The organism is Acetohalobium arabaticum DSM 5501 (genome assembly GCF_000144695.1).
GTDB lineage: Bacteria > Bacillota > Halanaerobiia > Halobacteroidales > Acetohalobiaceae > Acetohalobium > Acetohalobium arabaticum.
In genome coordinates this window covers 825,289-840,644 of the sequence record NC_014378.1, presented here as the reverse complement: position 1 = coordinate 840,644, position 15,356 = coordinate 825,289, and the positions used below count along the sequence as shown (strand labels likewise).

The window sequence follows — 15,356 nt, the reverse complement described above, 5'->3', positions numbered from 1 at the left end:
TCCTCTTAAAAACCTGTTCCTTTCTTCTTATTCAACAGGTAAATAAAGAATGGCCCGCCGAATAAAGAAGTTATAATTCCTACCGGAATCTCTGTTGGTGCAATCACCGTTCGAGCAAAGGTATCAGTTAGAATTAAAAATATTGCCCCTATTAAAGCAGAACTCGGAATCAGGATTCTGTGATCCGGCCCGACTAATAAGCGGACAATATGAGGAATAATCAAGCCTACAAAACCAATAACTCCGCTGCCGGCCACAGCAGCACCGGCCAATAAGGCCCCGGTTACCAACAGAATCTTCTTCATCCGCTCCACTTCCACACCTAAACTCTGGGCTGAATCCTCTCCCAGCAGCATAATGTTTAAATCCTGTGCCAGAAAATGGACAATAATATAACCGATTAAAATATAAATCCAGACCATACTCACATCAGACCAGCTCTTTGAAGCCAAACTGCCCATAATCCAGAAGACAATCTGATGCATATTCTGATCATTAAAGACCATCAATAGAGATACAACTGCCGAAAGAGTAGAGCCAACTGCTATTCCGGCCAGCAGTAAAGTAGTTACCGAAATTTTCTTGCCCACCTTCGCCAGATTATAAACAACAAAGGTAGTCAATAAGGCTCCTGCAAAGGCAAACATTGGAATGCTGTTCAGCCCCAATAGATTAACCTGCAGATCACAGATCATGCCCAAGGTTGCTCCCAGCGAAGCGCCAGAAGAGATACCAATTACATAGGGATCGGCCATAGGATTCTTAAGCAGAGCCTGAAAGACAGTCCCGGAAGTTGCTAAAGCCAGTCCCACTAAACCAGCCAGTATCACCCTGGGAAGTCGAATCTTAAAAATAATTGTTTCATTAACTCCTACCTCTTGGCCCGCTTCAATTATATCCTTAATAAAAGGAATCTTGGCTGATAATACCTTGACTACTTCCTGAAAAGGAATCTTAGTTGCTCCTAAACTTGTTCCTACAACTACTGTTGCAGCCAATAAAACCAATAAACTAGCAATAATTCCTCGCCACTTTAATTTATTCTTCTTCATTTAATATCAACTCTTTTAATTAAATAATTCAGGATGAACTGCTTTAGCTACTTTCTCTAAGGCAGTAATAATCCGTGGTGAAGCCCGATTAACAATATCCTGATCTATAATATATACTCGTTCGTTCTGTATAGCCTTAATCTCTTGAAACTTCTCGCGCTGTAGAATTGATTCTTTACTCACCTGATGCTTCCAGCTGTGTGAGGAAGCAAGATAGACCTCAGGATTCTCAGCTAATAGAACCTCAAAGCTGTACTGCGGCCACATTCCCTCTGCCTGATGAGCAATATTGATCCCGCCAGCTAAATGGATTAGATCATCGATAAAAGTCTCCGGACCAGCAGTATACAGCGGTTTTTTCCAGATCTCATAAAAAACTTTAGGACGCTGGGCTTCATCCACATTCTTTGCTACAGTTTCAGTAATCTCTTCTACTCTATTTCTCATCTCAGTTGTAATTATCTCTGCTTCTTCCACCTGACCAGTTGCCTTATCGATTAACGAGATAGAATCTATAATTTCACTTACATCCGTAGGATTTAACCCCACAACATCAATACCTAACTCATTTAATCTAGTTATCACTTCTTTAGGAGTAATTCCCGCTGCTAAGACTAAATCCGGCTGCAGCTGGATTATCTTCTCCACATTCGGTTCTTTGATCGTACCGACTTTATCAATTTCATTAACTACCTTGGGATAATCGGCATACTCAGTTACACCTACAACTCTATTACCAGCTTCAAGAGCAAATAAAGTTTCAGTATGGCTCGGCGCTAGAGAAATTATTCGCTGCGGCTTTTCTTTTATAATAACTTCCCTTCCTAAATCATCAGTAACTTTAGCAAAATAATCCTCAGCATAAGTTGTCTTTACCCCTGCTGTACAGCCAGCTAAAAAGACTGCTGCCAGCAAAAGTCCAATAAGTATCTGTCTCAATTTCATTGCTTTCCTCCTACTCTGATTCATCTTTATACTTAGCTTCAGCCCGCTTGCTTCCTATATAGTAGCCTAAAAATCCTGCTCCTAAGGCAGCCTGTAGTGCAAATAATAGACTCTCAATTTCTCCACTAGGAGGTGACCAGATAACAGAAAACCAAGGTTCATAATCAGAATTCATCTTTTTTATTATACCTTCAGCTTCTCCATCAGCTCCACCAAAGCCAGCATTTTGCTTAATAATTAATGGAGTAATAGTCACGATTAATATCAAACATAAAATAATTAAATTCTTACTGGTTAAGCTCATACTGTTTCCCCCTTTGAGATAACTGATAGCTCCTTTAACTCTCCTTCACTATACTCTAACAACAAGTTAAAGATTAAAACTGTAACTAAACCCTCTGTCACGGCTAGCGGTACCTGGGTAGTAGCAAACACACCCATAAACTTAATTAATGAAGCTATGAATCCAGTTTTTCCTGGAAAGGCCCAAGCTAATTGAGTAGCTGTTGTTATATAAGTCAATAGGTTACCTAAAGCTGATCCCGTAAATACCGACAACCAATTGGGAGCATTTAGTTTTTTTAGCAATCTGTAAGCTCCATAGGCTACAAAGGGACCTACAATAGCCATAGAAAAGACATTTGCCCCTAAAGTAGTTAAGCCACCATGAGCCAGTAAAACCGCCTGAAAAATTAGGACAATACAGCCTAAAACAACCATCGGCCAAGGACCAAAGAGAATAGCGCCCAAACCTACTCCGGTAGGATGAGAACAGCTTCCAGTCAAAGAAGGTAACTTAAGTGAGGAAAGAACAAACACAAAAGCTCCAGCTAAAGCTAGTAACATTTTAATTCCTGGACCTTCTTTCTGAGTTATACTTTTTACTTTTTTAATACCTAATGCTAAGAAAGGCAGCATTGCAATCCACCAGATACCAGCCCATTTAACTGGTAAAAATCCCTCAGCAATATGCATCGCATAAATCCTATCTGGAAATAACATTATTCCTACTAAAAAATAAAGCCCAATTAAAATAGTATTCTTCTTTTTATTCATTTTATCCTTCTCCTTTCTATAAATAACGCGTCTTAATCCAGTCCCTATCTTAAATAAATATTAAATGCTAACTAATATCCCCCCCTTAAAATAAAAATTCTCAACCTCGATAGAAGAGATTGAGAATAATTAGTCAATACTAATCACCCACTCTTTTTACCATCGAAGAAATAGTAGGTAAATGGTTAGACAGGTCTCCTGACTTCTAGCCTTAATACTAAGTTCTACCTTCCCTGAATATAAAATATCCAAGTGGTATATTGAGCCTAGTTAGCTAGTTACAGTGGCGGGCCCGTTCAGGATTCACACCTGATTCCCTATTCTCCTTTAGCCGTAGCTAAAGGCATCTAACCATTATATATTTATTTTTATGCTCCAATGATTAACTTAACTTTAAGCATCTATATATGATATATTCTCTGCTGCTAGAAAAATTCCTGCATATTTTTGCTATTTTTTTCATTTCCGCTGGTTTATATCTGATTAATTTTGATTAAACTTACTCATAAACTCACCTATTTAATCAGACCACAGCGTTGACATCAAAATTCCGATGTCCTTACCCACTATCCCTATCCATATAACATAGACTCGGGAGTGCTTTTAAGCTGCTTGTTTATCTTGTTTTAACAATTGACAAAATTGATAGTCATTTTCTACTTTAATGGGATTACATAACTTTTTAAGATTGTTACAATCCTTCTTTTGATAATTAGAGCTTAACTTAGCAATATTTCTAGCTCCATTAATGTCGCTATGCATAGCTAAATCATTAATATAATCAAGGTATAATCCTCGCTTAACTCGCTTACCTTGATAGTTGTATTTATCTAATAAATCTTGGTAAGCATCAATTAAGCATTGGTATTGTTGGTATTTAATATCAGACTCAATTTGTTTCTGTTGAGCTTTTAAACTATCAATCTTTTGCTGCAATGACTTAACTTTATGCACCTCATTAGTAAAAGAGTTTGATTTTGAAGTATAGGCTTCATTTACAACAGTAACTTTAATTCCATACTCTTTAGCTTTATATTTTAAGTAGTCTAATAGTTTGCCAAATGGAATTTGAATAAAGTTCTGTTTAGTTTTCTTTTGTAATTTGCAGTTGCCATTATTCTTTAAATGATTAAGATTATCTGAAATAACAAGTTCGGTTACATCATGTTGGTCTAAATATTCTAAAAGCCGCTTACTAACTTTATGAAATTGGTCATAGAAGAATCTATTTCGTTTTTCAAATAAATAACTTTTATATTTGCGAAGATAGTTCTTTCTGGATTCTAACTTGCAGGTATCAATACTATTAGATATTTGAGCTATCTGACGGTTAAATTTACTATTGTAAGTTTTATACTTTTTACCAGCTACTATCAAACTAGGACTAGCTTCATCTTCTATATAGATAGCTGCTAGATTATCGACTCCAATATCTAATCCAGCAAGTTTATGCGGTCTATCATTGTTAGTCTCAACTTCTTGATGGTAAGTAATCAACAAATATAATTCACCATTGGAGTATTGTAAATTAACACTTTGGATATTATCTAAATCACCAACTATATCTCTAACAGCTTGATGGTCAATATAGAGATATTTTCTGCCTTCATCATGATCAAGAGTAATTCCTAGCTTATTCTGTCCTTTCTTAAGATAAGCTAGTGACATTCCTTTATCGTTATCAATTAATAAAGTGTAACTATTCATTTTAGATAATTTCTTAGGTTTGGGTGGATTAGCTGAGTTATCACCATTCTTAACTTTAGTGTAAAAAGACTTAAAATCCTTTCTAACTTTACGCATAGTCATGACTAGATTATCTTTTTTAAGCTGTTTACCTACTTTAATTAAATCCTGCATTAAGCCATGGTCTTGATATTTATCTTTAATATAAGAAACCTTATCAGCATATTGACCTCCTTTGGTATCCCTAATTACTGCTCTCATTACATAAGGATTGGAAATTAACTTTCTATCACCGATCTCTTGTTTGTAGTCTTGTTCTAGTAAAATCAGTAGCATATTTTCGAAATGTCTGGTCAGATATACTTTTTCGATAGCAAACTCTTTAAATTCTTGGTCAGTAATCCTAATTTTGCTAGTTCTAAGCATTAGACCACCTCCTTATTTTGCTCATATGACTAATCAAATAGCTCTTTATTAGTCTCTTTAATTTTTTTAGCTTTACTACTTCGACTACCATATAATTTAGCTGAAAAGACTGTAATGATTGATAATACATCATCAACTAACTCTTCTTGGTAAGTTTTATTTTCAGTGTGATTAATAATTTCTATTTCAACATTATTTAACTCACAAATTTGCTCAAACATTTCATAACCAAATCTAATAAGTCTATCTTTGTAATTAACTACAATCCTTTCAATCTTCCTGCTCTCAATTAATTCAATAAGCTCTTTTAAACCTTTCTTTTTATAATTAAGCCCGCTGCCAATATCTCTTATGATTTTAAACTGATAACCATTAGCAATACAATAATTAGATACATTTTCTACTTGTCGTTTAAGGTCATCCTTTTGGCCATGACTAGATACTCTACAGTATCCAATAGTTAACTTGCTTTGGTTATTATCTTTCTTTTGAAAAGCAATTAATTTATCTTTAGGATATCTCCTATGTCCGCCTTCAGTTCGATCAGCAACTAGCTTACCTTCGTTATCCCAGCGCCTTAAAGTAGATTTTGCAACACCTAAAAAGTCAGCTGCCTCTTTAACAGATAACTTCATTTAACCACCTCGTTTATCCATATTATAACAAAAATATTACTTATTATCGAATAATAATAAGTAATATTAATAAAATTTAGATAAACTGTTATTCAGCCCTATTTTGATTAATCATTGTTTAAATTCTTCCTTTTTACCGGAATTCCAGTGTGAAACTGGTGTTAAGAAACCAACATCCCTAGAATAAAACAAAAAACCTTAATCTTAAAGCAAGATTAAGGTAATTAGCCTAGCTAATCACCTACCTTACCTGTTACCGAAGCTTCAGTAGGTAATGATTAGGCAGGTCTTCTGACTTTCGGCTTACTGTTAGCCTCTACCTTCCCTGAATACTCAACATATGCAAGTGGTATTCTGAGTCTAACATACCGATTACAGCGGCGGACCCGTTCAGGATTTACACCTGATTCCCTATTCACTCTTAACCGTAGCTAAGAGCACCTAACCACTACGATATTATATTTTAATTAGTTTCCATTAACTTGCTGCATTTATAATTATTCTTTTCCCAAACCAAAAATCCTGCTTTTAAATTAAAAAAATTTAAGCTAAGCATATAGATTAATATTTGTCTAGTTAACTTACAGCTTTATTGATATATTGTTGCAGTTTAGAGTTGATATATTTCAAACGCTGCCAAAATCAGCCCTAGTCAATCAGCAATAAACTAATCTTAGAGATACGATTTAAAGAGCCTACTTTATATATTAATTATTTTCTCTTATGGGGCTGCTTTAAGTTGCTTTTTGAAATATATCAACTAATTATGCAAAATTATCCGAGGGGGCGTTTAAAACCAGATTAATGAAATTTCTATGCTGTAATTGCAATGTAATATTGCAAATAGTCAATATATGCTTACAGCAACTCCTATTGGTGATAACCATAGCAATCTATTCTATTATCAATAGTCAATATGTGTCCAGAGCGACTCTTAAAAACAGTTTGGAGCCATGGATGGCGGAAAACTGTTTTTTGAGAGTGAGCGAAACAGGATGTTGAGCGAACGGCAAGCGGCGGATACATATTGACTATTCCTGCAATATCATGAATGAAACTATATTGGCTGCAAATAGGAATTGACAAATTATATCAATTATGATTTAATAAATCCCTCTGAATCTGTAAAAATTGAATAAACTCCTCTTTCTCATAACAGGTGAATTCATGAGTAACATAATCAGGCTTAATTAAATCTAACACTTCTATAGGAGACTCATCTCTAAAAGGAAGATGCTGATCAACATTAGAAATAAACTCTCTAACTACCTTAACCTTTTCTTCATAATCCTGGCTGCTTTTAAACTCATCATACAGCCTATCCTGGTTCTGTTGACGATAAGATCCTGAAAGTGACTTATGTAGATGAACTCCATAAAATAAATCAGCCGTATCCTGAAACTCTATTAATATCCTTTCCAGATAATCTAAACCTTCAGCTTCTGTACTCAGTTTAGGATTAGTATTCATCAGATGTCCAGTATCGACTAAAAAGCCTACATTTTCGTAATCTACCTGATGAATAAATTCCAAAGCTTCTTTCTTATCCAAAAAAGTTAATCCACTCCACCAGAGATTCTCAAATAATAACTTAAACTCCACATCCATGCCAGCCATTACTTTATTGACTACTTCTACTATCTCAGATAGAATAGTCGAATCAGAATAAGTAAAATCCTCTCTAAATACATCTTCAGACTTTACACTACTGGCATGAAATACAACATAATCCACATCCAATTCAGAGGCTAATTCCAATTCCTCTCTATAATCAGCAATAACTTTATCTAAGTCCAGCTTATTATATTCAGTACTTGTTAACGGCAGCCAATTTAAATAATAAGAAAGATGCATCCCCTTTATTAAATCATTAGGTATCTCATCCTTAGCCTGGTTTCTATCTAACCCAGCAGATAACAGCTCTATTCCAGCAAATCCCTGCTCTTGACAGAAATCAACTACCTGCTGCCAGTCATTCTCAAACCACTCTAGAGTATAGACACTAAAATTAAATAATTCCCTCATCTACTTGTCACATCCTTATTCTAAGCTAAATTATGGTGAATGAAGCCGCCCCAATAGATTAAGCGGTTTACTAAATAAATTCTTTAGCTCAGCCCAGTATTCTTCAGGCAGCGTTAGCAATAAGGCTGTAGCCGGACCAGCCGACTTTTTCAGATCAATTACAGTCTCTTCAAGTTCTAAACCCAATCCATTTAGCTCTGCTAACAGCTCTGCCTCATATTTAATCCCCTTTGAACCTACCGGTAAAATATCATGAATATAATCCAGTTCTAATATCTGCTCCAGATCTGCTAAATTAACTATCTCCTCTATAGACTCCAATACCTCATCTCCTACTTTAGGCAGCCCTAATGCTACCATCAGGTCCCCGGATTGAGAATCAGCCACTCGCAATTCTTCTTTAGCTGCTCTACCAACAACAGTAATTCCTATCCCTGTCTGAAGTGTCGGGATATTCTCTTCAGTACTCCCTGTTATAATATCTCCTTCAACCATATCAAGGACTGCTATCTCTTCCTCAATGCCAGCAATAATCTCTTTTCCTGTCGGCTCATACTCGACACTGAGAGTATTAACCACAGAGATAGGAGTAGCCCTGACAGCTAAAGCCTCCATCAAGGCTACTCTAGCACTCAGTTTTCCTACTATTCTACCGCTAGTTTCAACTATATCTTCTTCTTTAGGACCGATTCGGCCTATAGAATCACAGGCTATAACCAATTTCTCATCAACTGTTAAGTCTATAACTGAAACATCACGTTCCATATCATCTCCTCCTATATTCGATCAATTTTCCCCTTCAATAATCGATAGAGTAGAACTGCCAATATAATATTGACTACTGAAGCCAATAATAGAATAGGAGTCATTCCTGCAAAAAAGCCTATTCCTAACAGCGGAATTAAGCATGCATTCACTACTACTCCATTTAATAGACTACCTACAATTATAGTAATTACCACATTAACTCTTTGATATAAATAGCTAACTGCCAATCCACAGCCGCCCATTAAGATTCCAACCAAAAGATGAATCGGTCCTAACGGAAAGCCCATCTTAACAGCTGAAAGCAGATGGCCTAAACATAACACAATAGCCCCCTGCCATCCTCCAGCCATAAGTCCTAAAAAGTATCCCGGCGCTGAATCCAAAGCTACCGTTCCAATGGGACTAGGAAAGGTAAGCCAGGCTCCAATACCGCTTAAAGCGGTAAAGAGAGCCATTTTAACTAAATTTCTTGCCTGCCAGAAATTTTCCTCTCTTTCTTTGGTATTAGTTTTAAAAGACATTCTATATTATCTCCTTACCTTAACTTTAATGTTCTACTTGAGCCTCTTCAAAAGTAGCCATCTGGCTAATAATTCTTGTTGCTGATTCTACTAAATTCATACCTAAAACGGCTCCTGTACCTTCGCCTAATCGCATATCCATATCCAGCATCGGTTCTAAACCTAAAATTTCATACATCCTGATATGTCCTGGTTCTACAGATTTATGAGAAGGAATCAAATAATCTGTTACTTTAGGTTCTATTTTTTGAGCAATCAAAGCTGCTGCTCCAGAAATAAAACCATCAACCATCACTGGTTTATTAGCTGCTGCTGCTCCCAGCATAACGCCTGCCATTCCTCCTATCTCTAAACCACCTACTTTGGCTAAAACATCTAAACCATCATTTACATCAGGCTGATTAACTTCTAATGCTTGAGCAACTATTTCCTTCTTCTTTTCTAACTGGTCATCATCAATACCCGTTCCAAATCCTACAGTATCATCAAGAGACAAGTCAGTTATAGCTGCTAAAATAGCACTACTAGGAGTAGTATTACCAATTCCCATCTCTCCAGTTCCAATCAAATTAGCTCCATTTTCAATCATTTCAGTTACAACTTCAATTCCTGTTTCGATACTAGCCACAGCTTCTTTGCGATCCATAGCTGGTCCCTGAGCTAAATTATCAGTTCCTAACTTTACTTTTTTATCTATTAGACCTTCAGCATCTAGCTCACCAGCTACTCCTATATCAATAATAGTTACATCTACTCCTACTTGATTAGCCAGTACATTAATGGCTGCTCCTTCATTCAAGAAATTATAAACCATCTGAATCGTTACTTCCTGAGAAACAGCACTGACTCCTTCACTCACTACACCATGATCTCCAGCCATCACAATATGTACTTTTTTATCTACTTTAGGATATAATTCTCCACTCATTCCCGCCAGTTTAATAGCAATCTCCTCAAGCTTACCTAGGCTTCCTGGAGGCTTGGTTAAGCTATCCAGCCTCTGTTTAGCTTCAGCCATCTTTTCTTCATTCAACTTATCAATTTCTGCTACTGTTTTCTCTAATAATTCCATCTCCATCATCCCCTTGCAATTATTGTAAATAATTATCTACAATCTCCATTGGCTCTGCTTTCTTTTGATCCATTACCTTCATCTCATCTCTTAATTCTTCACCTTTTCTAGCCTCTATTTCATCTTCATTAATAGCTAACTTAATCTGTTCCTGCCAATCATCCTTAATCCTGGCTTCAGCCATCTTGCGGTCCAACTGCTTTACTTCTTCACCATACTTTGCTATATCACCAGCATGAGTAGCAATCTTAGCCGCTGTTACTCCTGCTCCTATATCCTCTGGAGCCGGTAGTCCCAAATGCTCAGCCGGAGTAACATAACAGACAAAATCAGCACCGGCCCAGGTAGATCTGGCTCCACCAATAGCAGCCACAATATGATCATAGCCAGCAGCTAAATCAGTAACCAGCATACCTAAAATGAAGAACGGTGCCTGATGGCATAACTCCTTCTGGACCTGGATAGTTGTATCAATATCCTCTAGCGGAACATGGCCGGGTCCTTCAACCATAACTTGGACTCCAGCTTCTCTTGCTCTCTGTACTAACTCACCAGTTACTAACAGTCCCTGTATCTGGGCTCGATCTAAGGAATCGACTACTGCTCCAGGTCTAATTCCATCACCTAAACTCAAAGTAACATCATGCTTCTTAGCAATCTCTAATACTCGATCATAATCTGTATATAGTGGATTCTCCCGGTTATGATGTAACATCCAGCCAGTTAAGAAACCGCCGCCGCGGCTAACGATATCTGTAGTCCGACCTTCCTTCTTTAATCTCTCCAATACTTCCAGAGTCATTCCGCAGTGAATAGCCATAAAATCAACTCCGGCTTCCGCCTGGCGTTCAATCTCAGTAAAGATATCCTCTTCTTTCATCTCTACTACTGATCCATACTTATCTATACTCTCAATTCCGGCCTGATAAATCGGAACTGTACCAACCGGTACATCAGCAATCTCAAGAGTATTCTTCCGCACTAGATCTATATCACCGCCAGTAGAGAGATCCATAATGGCATCAGCCCCTGTTTCTAAAGCCGCCTGCAGCTTCTCCTTCTCCCGTTCAGGATCAGGATAATCCTTTGAGGAACCGATACTGGCATTAACCTTTGTCTGTAAATTACTGCCGATTCCCATATAATCTATTCTATCCCGATTTACATTGCTGGGAATCACAATCTCCCCTTGGGCTACTCCGCTTCTAATCTCTTCTGGTGACAATCCTTCATTCTCAGCTACTGCTTCCATTTCGTTTGTAATAATCCCTTCTTTGGCCTTTGACAATTGAGTCATTAGTATACCTCCTCGTTGTTATTTAATAATTAATTCAAGTATTCATTAACTACTTTTATTGCACAATACTCTCCACACATAGCACAACCATCACTACCAGCAGGATTCCTTTTACTTCTGATTTCTTCTGCGTGTTTAGGATTTAAAGCTAATTCTATCTCCTCTTTCCAATCTAATTCTTTTCTAGCTTGAGCCATCTTTTCTTCTAACTCCCAAGCTCTTTGATCTCCTTTCGATAAATCTCCCACTTGAGCTGCAATCTTAGCTGCCATAACTCCTTGCTGAATATCTTCTTTAGTCGGAAAATCAAGATGTTCTACTGGTGTTACGTAACATAAAAGATCAGCCCCAGCAGCAGCAGCATGGGCTCCACCGATAGCAGAATTAATATCATCATAGCCAGTAGCCAAGTCAGTCACTAAAGGACCAAAAGTAAAGTAAGGTGCACCATGACAGAGCTCTTTCTGCAGCTGAACTGTACTCTCAATCTGATCTAGAGGAATATGGCCCGGCCCTTTAACCATCATCTGCACCCCTTCATTCCAGCCTTCTTCTACTAATTCTCCTAAAATAATCAACTCCTGGACCTGTGCTCGGTCTAAAGAGTCCTCAATTGCTCCTGGCCGAAAGGTATCTGCTAAACTGATAGTTACATCATATTCTTTAGCTATTTCTAACAGACGATCATAATGTTCATAAAAAGGATTCTCACAGTCATTATGTAGCATCCAGCCGGCTAAGATCTGACCGCCGTGGCTGACTAGTCCCTCTACTCGTCCTTCAAACTTCAATCTATCAAGAATATCCCGTTTCAATCCAGCATGAATCCCCATGAAATCAACTCCATCAGCTGCCTGTTTCTCTACTATGTTAAAGATATCATCTACTGTCATATCCAGAATCGAATCTGTTTTTTCCTGACTTTCTTTAGCTGCCTGATAAATCGGTAATGTACCTACCGGCAGTTCAGTATTATCTAAGACCTGACGCCGCATATTATCTATATCTCCATCTTTACTCAGATCCATTATGGCATCAGTACCAAGTTCTACTGCTAGATCCACTTTATTCAGCTCTGTTTTAAGATCAGTATAATTATCATAAAGCCCCACACTAGTACTTATTTTAGTCTTAAGTTCAGCTCCAAACCCCTGGCTAAAACTAGTTTTACGCTCCTTATTTTTGGGTATCACAAGCTCTCCTGCTGCTACCTTTTTTCTAATAACCTCCGGTGCTATTCCTTCCCTTGTAGCTATCTGCTCCATCTCAAAAGTTATCTTACCTGACTTAGCTTTAATTAATTGAGTCACTGTTACTCCCTCCTTAAGATATAAGTTTAAAATAGAAAAAGCCCACGATTCCCTTAAGGAAATCGTGGACTTTACCATCATCCAGACTAACATGTCTGACTTAAATAGGCAGGTTTCCTGGCTACAACAACCTTTCTTCTTCCTTCCCCGATTATTTAAACCATAATCAGGTGGCAGTACTCAAGAAAGTCTATGTTGTTTACAGTGGCGGGACCGCGCTGTCACAAGAAATCCTCAACTTCACAGCCTAGATTCTCCTCATGCAGACTTCCCTTTTAAATCTATCAATTAGTGAGCTTTTCTCCCCAACTGATAGATCACCCATTCAAGATATATTCGCTTTTAAAATTTTCTCTATATTATTATTTCAATATAGACTAAGAAAATCCTGCTTGGAAAAAGATTTTTTTAATTTATAAAGAAATCACCTTCTTTCCACTAGAAGATATATTCTCTTTTTCTCCTTCTGATTCAACTAGAAATTTAATAGGTATCATATACAGTTCATTATGGAAATTAAACCCATAACATTCCTGACTATTAACTTCTGACCTGCCTACTGATGTAGCTTTCTCCTCTTTTACTCGCTGATATAAATATTTATGTATTCTATTATATCTTTCTCGCTCCGGCATATTATAGATTAATCTATCAGGCATAGAAAATAAATCACGCATTATCTCTGTAGTAGTCCATATCTGGTCACTGGATATCTTCAAATTATCCGCCCCCTAATTCATCCTCTATTCCAACTGCATTTTAGAAATCTCCTGCTGCAACTTCTTAATAATTCTTTTCTCTAATCTAGAAATATATGATTGAGAAATTCCTAAAATATCTGCTACCTCCTTTTGAGTCATCTCTTCTCTATCTTCTCCTAGACCGAATCTCAAAATCATAATCTTTCTCTCTCTATCAGTTAAAACTTCCATAGCCTGGAGTAATAATTCTCTATCTACATCCTCTTCTATATACTGGTAAATTAGGTCCATATCAGTTCCTAATACATCAGATAATTTAAGCTCATTTCCATCCCAATCGATATTAAGCGGTTCATCAAAGGAAATTTCTGATTTTTTCTTATTATTGCGGCGTAGATACATTAAAATTTCGTTCTCAATACATCGAGAAGCATAAGTAGCTAATTTAATTCTTTTACTGACATCAAAAGTATTCACAGCTTTGATTAACCCAATAGTACCTATAGATACTAAATCCTCAATATCTATGCCGGTATTCTCAAATTTACGTGCTATATAAACTACCAACCTTAGATTACGTTCAATTAAAACACTGCGTACAGCTTTGTCTCCCTCTTTTAGCTTAGAAAGTAGATAACTTTCTTCTTCATTCGACAGTGGCGGCGGTAATGCCTCACTGCTTCCTACATAGAAGATCTTTCTATTTACATCTAACCCCAGTTTCTGCAATAACTTTACAAATTGAATTCTAAAAGATAATTTTAATTTTTGCGCTAATGCTAACAAACTTACCCCCCCTCCTTATCAAATAATTCTGGATTCATAAGAGCAGTATAGTCTTCTATCTGATTAAATTCCTGATCTTCCACTCCCACAATTACCTGATCAGTTATAAATATTTCATCTTTAAAATTAAATCTGACTTCATCCGGTTTCAAACCAATTAATAATTCTCGTTGGCTCCCAATGGCTGAAAAAGGAATTAATCTAAACCGATTGGCCCAGGCTGTATTACCTATATCAGTCGCTATCTCCTCTCTATTCAATGCCAGATCATAATTACTAAAGATTTCTTCAATCTCTTGAGGTAGAACAGTCAATAATGAATTTAATTCTACAATAATTACTGGCGCTTCCGTCAATGGATCGCATAATCGGTTTCCGGTATCAATTAAGGCCTCCAGTTCCAATTTTTTTCCTTCAAATATAATAACTAATGGTATTATTGCACTCTCTGCGGGAACCCTTCTTTGGAATATACTCCAGCCGAATTTGCCTAATAATCCTAATACTAAGGCACCTAATAATAATATCCAGCTATCCTGCAGCGAAAGATTAAAGCTATTGGTTACTTCTCTGAATTGAGACTGCAGATTTAGATTATATCCTGCCATCAATACTCCAGCAGTCAAAAAGGTCATTAAATAGAAATAGCCTAAGGCCTTCAGCAGACGCTTCCACCATAAAGGCCAGTAAGCAAGACAGACCATTAAAATGGAAATAAAAAAGTAGGTAACTATATTATTACAAAACTGCCATTGGGGAAATAGAATCAAAATAGTATATAATGTCCCAACAAATGCACTTAATATTAATCTCCATATCTTATAATCAATCTTTATCAATCTACCAGTAGTCCATAGTAATAAATAATTCATAAGTAAATTTATTATGATTAACAGATCAAGATAAATTGTTAATTCCATTCATCTTCTCCTCTATATATATATATTAAATTAATAAGAAAAAATTACCTTCTTATCATTAATTTTATTTTTGTGAATTATTTTTAGTTGATAGGCAAAATTATAATTATTTATATTTTTGATTACTCCTTTGTCATTTGAATGACTTCCTTGTCA

General features: G+C 36.6%; 15 protein-coding genes and 3 riboswitches. All 15 genes read right to left on the bottom strand.

Annotation, left to right across the window (positions count from 1 at the left end):
• Positions 1-5: 5 nt before the first annotated feature.
• Positions 6-1,052, bottom strand: a complete 1,047-nt coding sequence (locus acear_RS04120) for a FecCD family ABC transporter permease (protein ID WP_013277754.1) — start codon at positions 1,050-1,052, stop codon at positions 6-8.
• A gap of 15 nt (positions 1,053-1,067) precedes the next feature.
• Positions 1,068-1,997, bottom strand: a complete 930-nt coding sequence (locus acear_RS04115) for an ABC transporter substrate-binding protein (protein WP_013277753.1) — start codon at positions 1,995-1,997, stop codon at positions 1,068-1,070.
• Between the two features lie 10 nt (positions 1,998-2,007).
• Complete coding sequence (locus tag acear_RS04110; RefSeq protein ID WP_013277752.1) at positions 2,008-2,301, bottom strand: energy-coupling factor ABC transporter substrate-binding protein; 294 nt, start codon at positions 2,299-2,301, stop codon at positions 2,008-2,010.
• A complete protein-coding gene (locus acear_RS04105; protein ID WP_013277751.1) occupies positions 2,298-3,053 on the bottom strand; it encodes an energy-coupling factor ABC transporter permease in 756 nt (251 codons plus the stop codon). Before acear_RS04105 ends, acear_RS04110 begins: the two co-directional genes overlap by 4 nt.
• Before the next feature lie 171 nt (positions 3,054-3,224).
• A riboswitch (cobalamin riboswitch) is annotated at positions 3,225-3,419 on the bottom strand.
• 237 nt (positions 3,420-3,656) lie between these two features.
• On the bottom strand, positions 3,657-5,165 hold the full coding sequence (locus acear_RS04100) for an IS200/IS605 family accessory protein TnpB-related protein (protein ID WP_013277750.1): 1,509 nt from the start codon (positions 5,163-5,165) through the stop codon (positions 3,657-3,659).
• A gap of 29 nt (positions 5,166-5,194) precedes the next feature.
• The gene (locus tag acear_RS04095) at positions 5,195-5,800 is read right to left on the bottom strand and encodes an IS607 family transposase (RefSeq protein WP_013277749.1); all 606 of its coding nucleotides are present in this window, start codon (positions 5,798-5,800) and stop codon (positions 5,195-5,197) included.
• A gap of 264 nt (positions 5,801-6,064) precedes the next feature.
• A riboswitch (cobalamin riboswitch) is annotated at positions 6,065-6,260 on the bottom strand.
• 632 nt (positions 6,261-6,892) lie between these two features.
• On the bottom strand, positions 6,893-7,825 hold the full coding sequence (locus tag acear_RS04090; RefSeq protein WP_013277748.1) for a sugar phosphate isomerase/epimerase family protein: 933 nt from the start codon (positions 7,823-7,825) through the stop codon (positions 6,893-6,895).
• A gap of 30 nt (positions 7,826-7,855) precedes the next feature.
• On the bottom strand, positions 7,856-8,590 hold the full coding sequence (locus tag acear_RS04085) for an AIR synthase related protein (RefSeq protein WP_013277747.1): 735 nt from the start codon (positions 8,588-8,590) through the stop codon (positions 7,856-7,858).
• A gap of 11 nt (positions 8,591-8,601) precedes the next feature.
• Positions 8,602-9,114 carry an ECF transporter S component gene (locus acear_RS04080; RefSeq protein ID WP_013277746.1) on the bottom strand — a complete coding sequence of 171 codons (513 nt, stop codon included), beginning with the start codon at positions 9,112-9,114 and terminating at the stop codon, positions 8,602-8,604.
• 25 nt (positions 9,115-9,139) lie between these two features.
• Complete coding sequence (gene cobT, locus acear_RS04075) at positions 9,140-10,186, bottom strand: nicotinate-nucleotide--dimethylbenzimidazole phosphoribosyltransferase (protein ID WP_041667257.1); 1,047 nt, start codon at positions 10,184-10,186, stop codon at positions 9,140-9,142.
• Positions 10,187-10,205: 19 nt separating this feature from the next.
• Positions 10,206-11,483 carry a phosphomethylpyrimidine synthase ThiC gene (gene thiC / locus acear_RS04070; protein ID WP_013277744.1) on the bottom strand — a complete coding sequence of 426 codons (1,278 nt, stop codon included), beginning with the start codon at positions 11,481-11,483 and terminating at the stop codon, positions 10,206-10,208.
• A 29-nt stretch (positions 11,484-11,512) separates the two neighbouring features.
• A complete protein-coding gene (thiC, locus tag acear_RS04065; RefSeq protein ID WP_013277743.1) occupies positions 11,513-12,793 on the bottom strand; it encodes a phosphomethylpyrimidine synthase ThiC in 1,281 nt (426 codons plus the stop codon).
• Between the two features lie 90 nt (positions 12,794-12,883).
• A riboswitch (cobalamin riboswitch) is annotated at positions 12,884-13,133 on the bottom strand.
• A gap of 73 nt (positions 13,134-13,206) precedes the next feature.
• On the bottom strand, positions 13,207-13,512 hold the full coding sequence (locus acear_RS04060; RefSeq protein WP_013277742.1) for a hypothetical protein: 306 nt from the start codon (positions 13,510-13,512) through the stop codon (positions 13,207-13,209).
• Between the two features lie 24 nt (positions 13,513-13,536).
• Complete coding sequence (gene sigE, locus acear_RS04055) at positions 13,537-14,280, bottom strand: RNA polymerase sporulation sigma factor SigE (protein ID WP_013277741.1); 744 nt, start codon at positions 14,278-14,280, stop codon at positions 13,537-13,539.
• 2 nt (positions 14,281-14,282) lie between these two features.
• Positions 14,283-15,200, bottom strand: a complete 918-nt coding sequence (spoIIGA, locus tag acear_RS04050; RefSeq protein WP_013277740.1) for a sigma-E processing peptidase SpoIIGA — start codon at positions 15,198-15,200, stop codon at positions 14,283-14,285.
• Between the last annotated feature and the right edge of the window lie 156 nt (positions 15,201-15,356).

Excerpts from the sequence above, each read along its gene's own strand:
- acear_RS04120 (WP_013277754.1), bottom strand. The coding sequence starts at position 1,052 with ATGAAGAAGAATAAATTAAAGTGGCGAGGAATTATTGCTAGTTTATTG.
- acear_RS04115 (WP_013277753.1), bottom strand. The coding sequence starts at position 1,997 with ATGAAATTGAGACAGATACTTATTGGACTTTTGCTGGCAGCAGTCTTT.
- acear_RS04110 (WP_013277752.1), bottom strand. The coding sequence starts at position 2,301 with ATGAGCTTAACCAGTAAGAATTTAATTATTTTATGTTTGATATTAATC.
- acear_RS04105 (WP_013277751.1), bottom strand. The coding sequence starts at position 3,053 with ATGAATAAAAAGAAGAATACTATTTTAATTGGGCTTTATTTTTTAGTA.
- acear_RS04100 (WP_013277750.1), bottom strand. The coding sequence starts at position 5,165 with ATGCTTAGAACTAGCAAAATTAGGATTACTGACCAAGAATTTAAAGAG.
- acear_RS04095 (WP_013277749.1), bottom strand. The coding sequence starts at position 5,800 with ATGAAGTTATCTGTTAAAGAGGCAGCTGACTTTTTAGGTGTTGCAAAA.
- acear_RS04090 (WP_013277748.1), bottom strand. The coding sequence starts at position 7,825 with ATGAGGGAATTATTTAATTTTAGTGTCTATACTCTAGAGTGGTTTGAG.
- acear_RS04085 (WP_013277747.1), bottom strand. The coding sequence starts at position 8,590 with ATGGAACGTGATGTTTCAGTTATAGACTTAACAGTTGATGAGAAATTG.
- acear_RS04080 (WP_013277746.1), bottom strand. The coding sequence starts at position 9,114 with ATGTCTTTTAAAACTAATACCAAAGAAAGAGAGGAAAATTTCTGGCAG.
- cobT (WP_041667257.1), bottom strand. The coding sequence starts at position 10,186 with ATGGAATTATTAGAGAAAACAGTAGCAGAAATTGATAAGTTGAATGAA.
- thiC (WP_013277744.1), bottom strand. The coding sequence starts at position 11,483 with ATGACTCAATTGTCAAAGGCCAAAGAAGGGATTATTACAAACGAAATG.
- spoIIGA (WP_013277740.1), bottom strand. The coding sequence starts at position 15,200 with ATGGAATTAACAATTTATCTTGATCTGTTAATCATAATAAATTTACTT.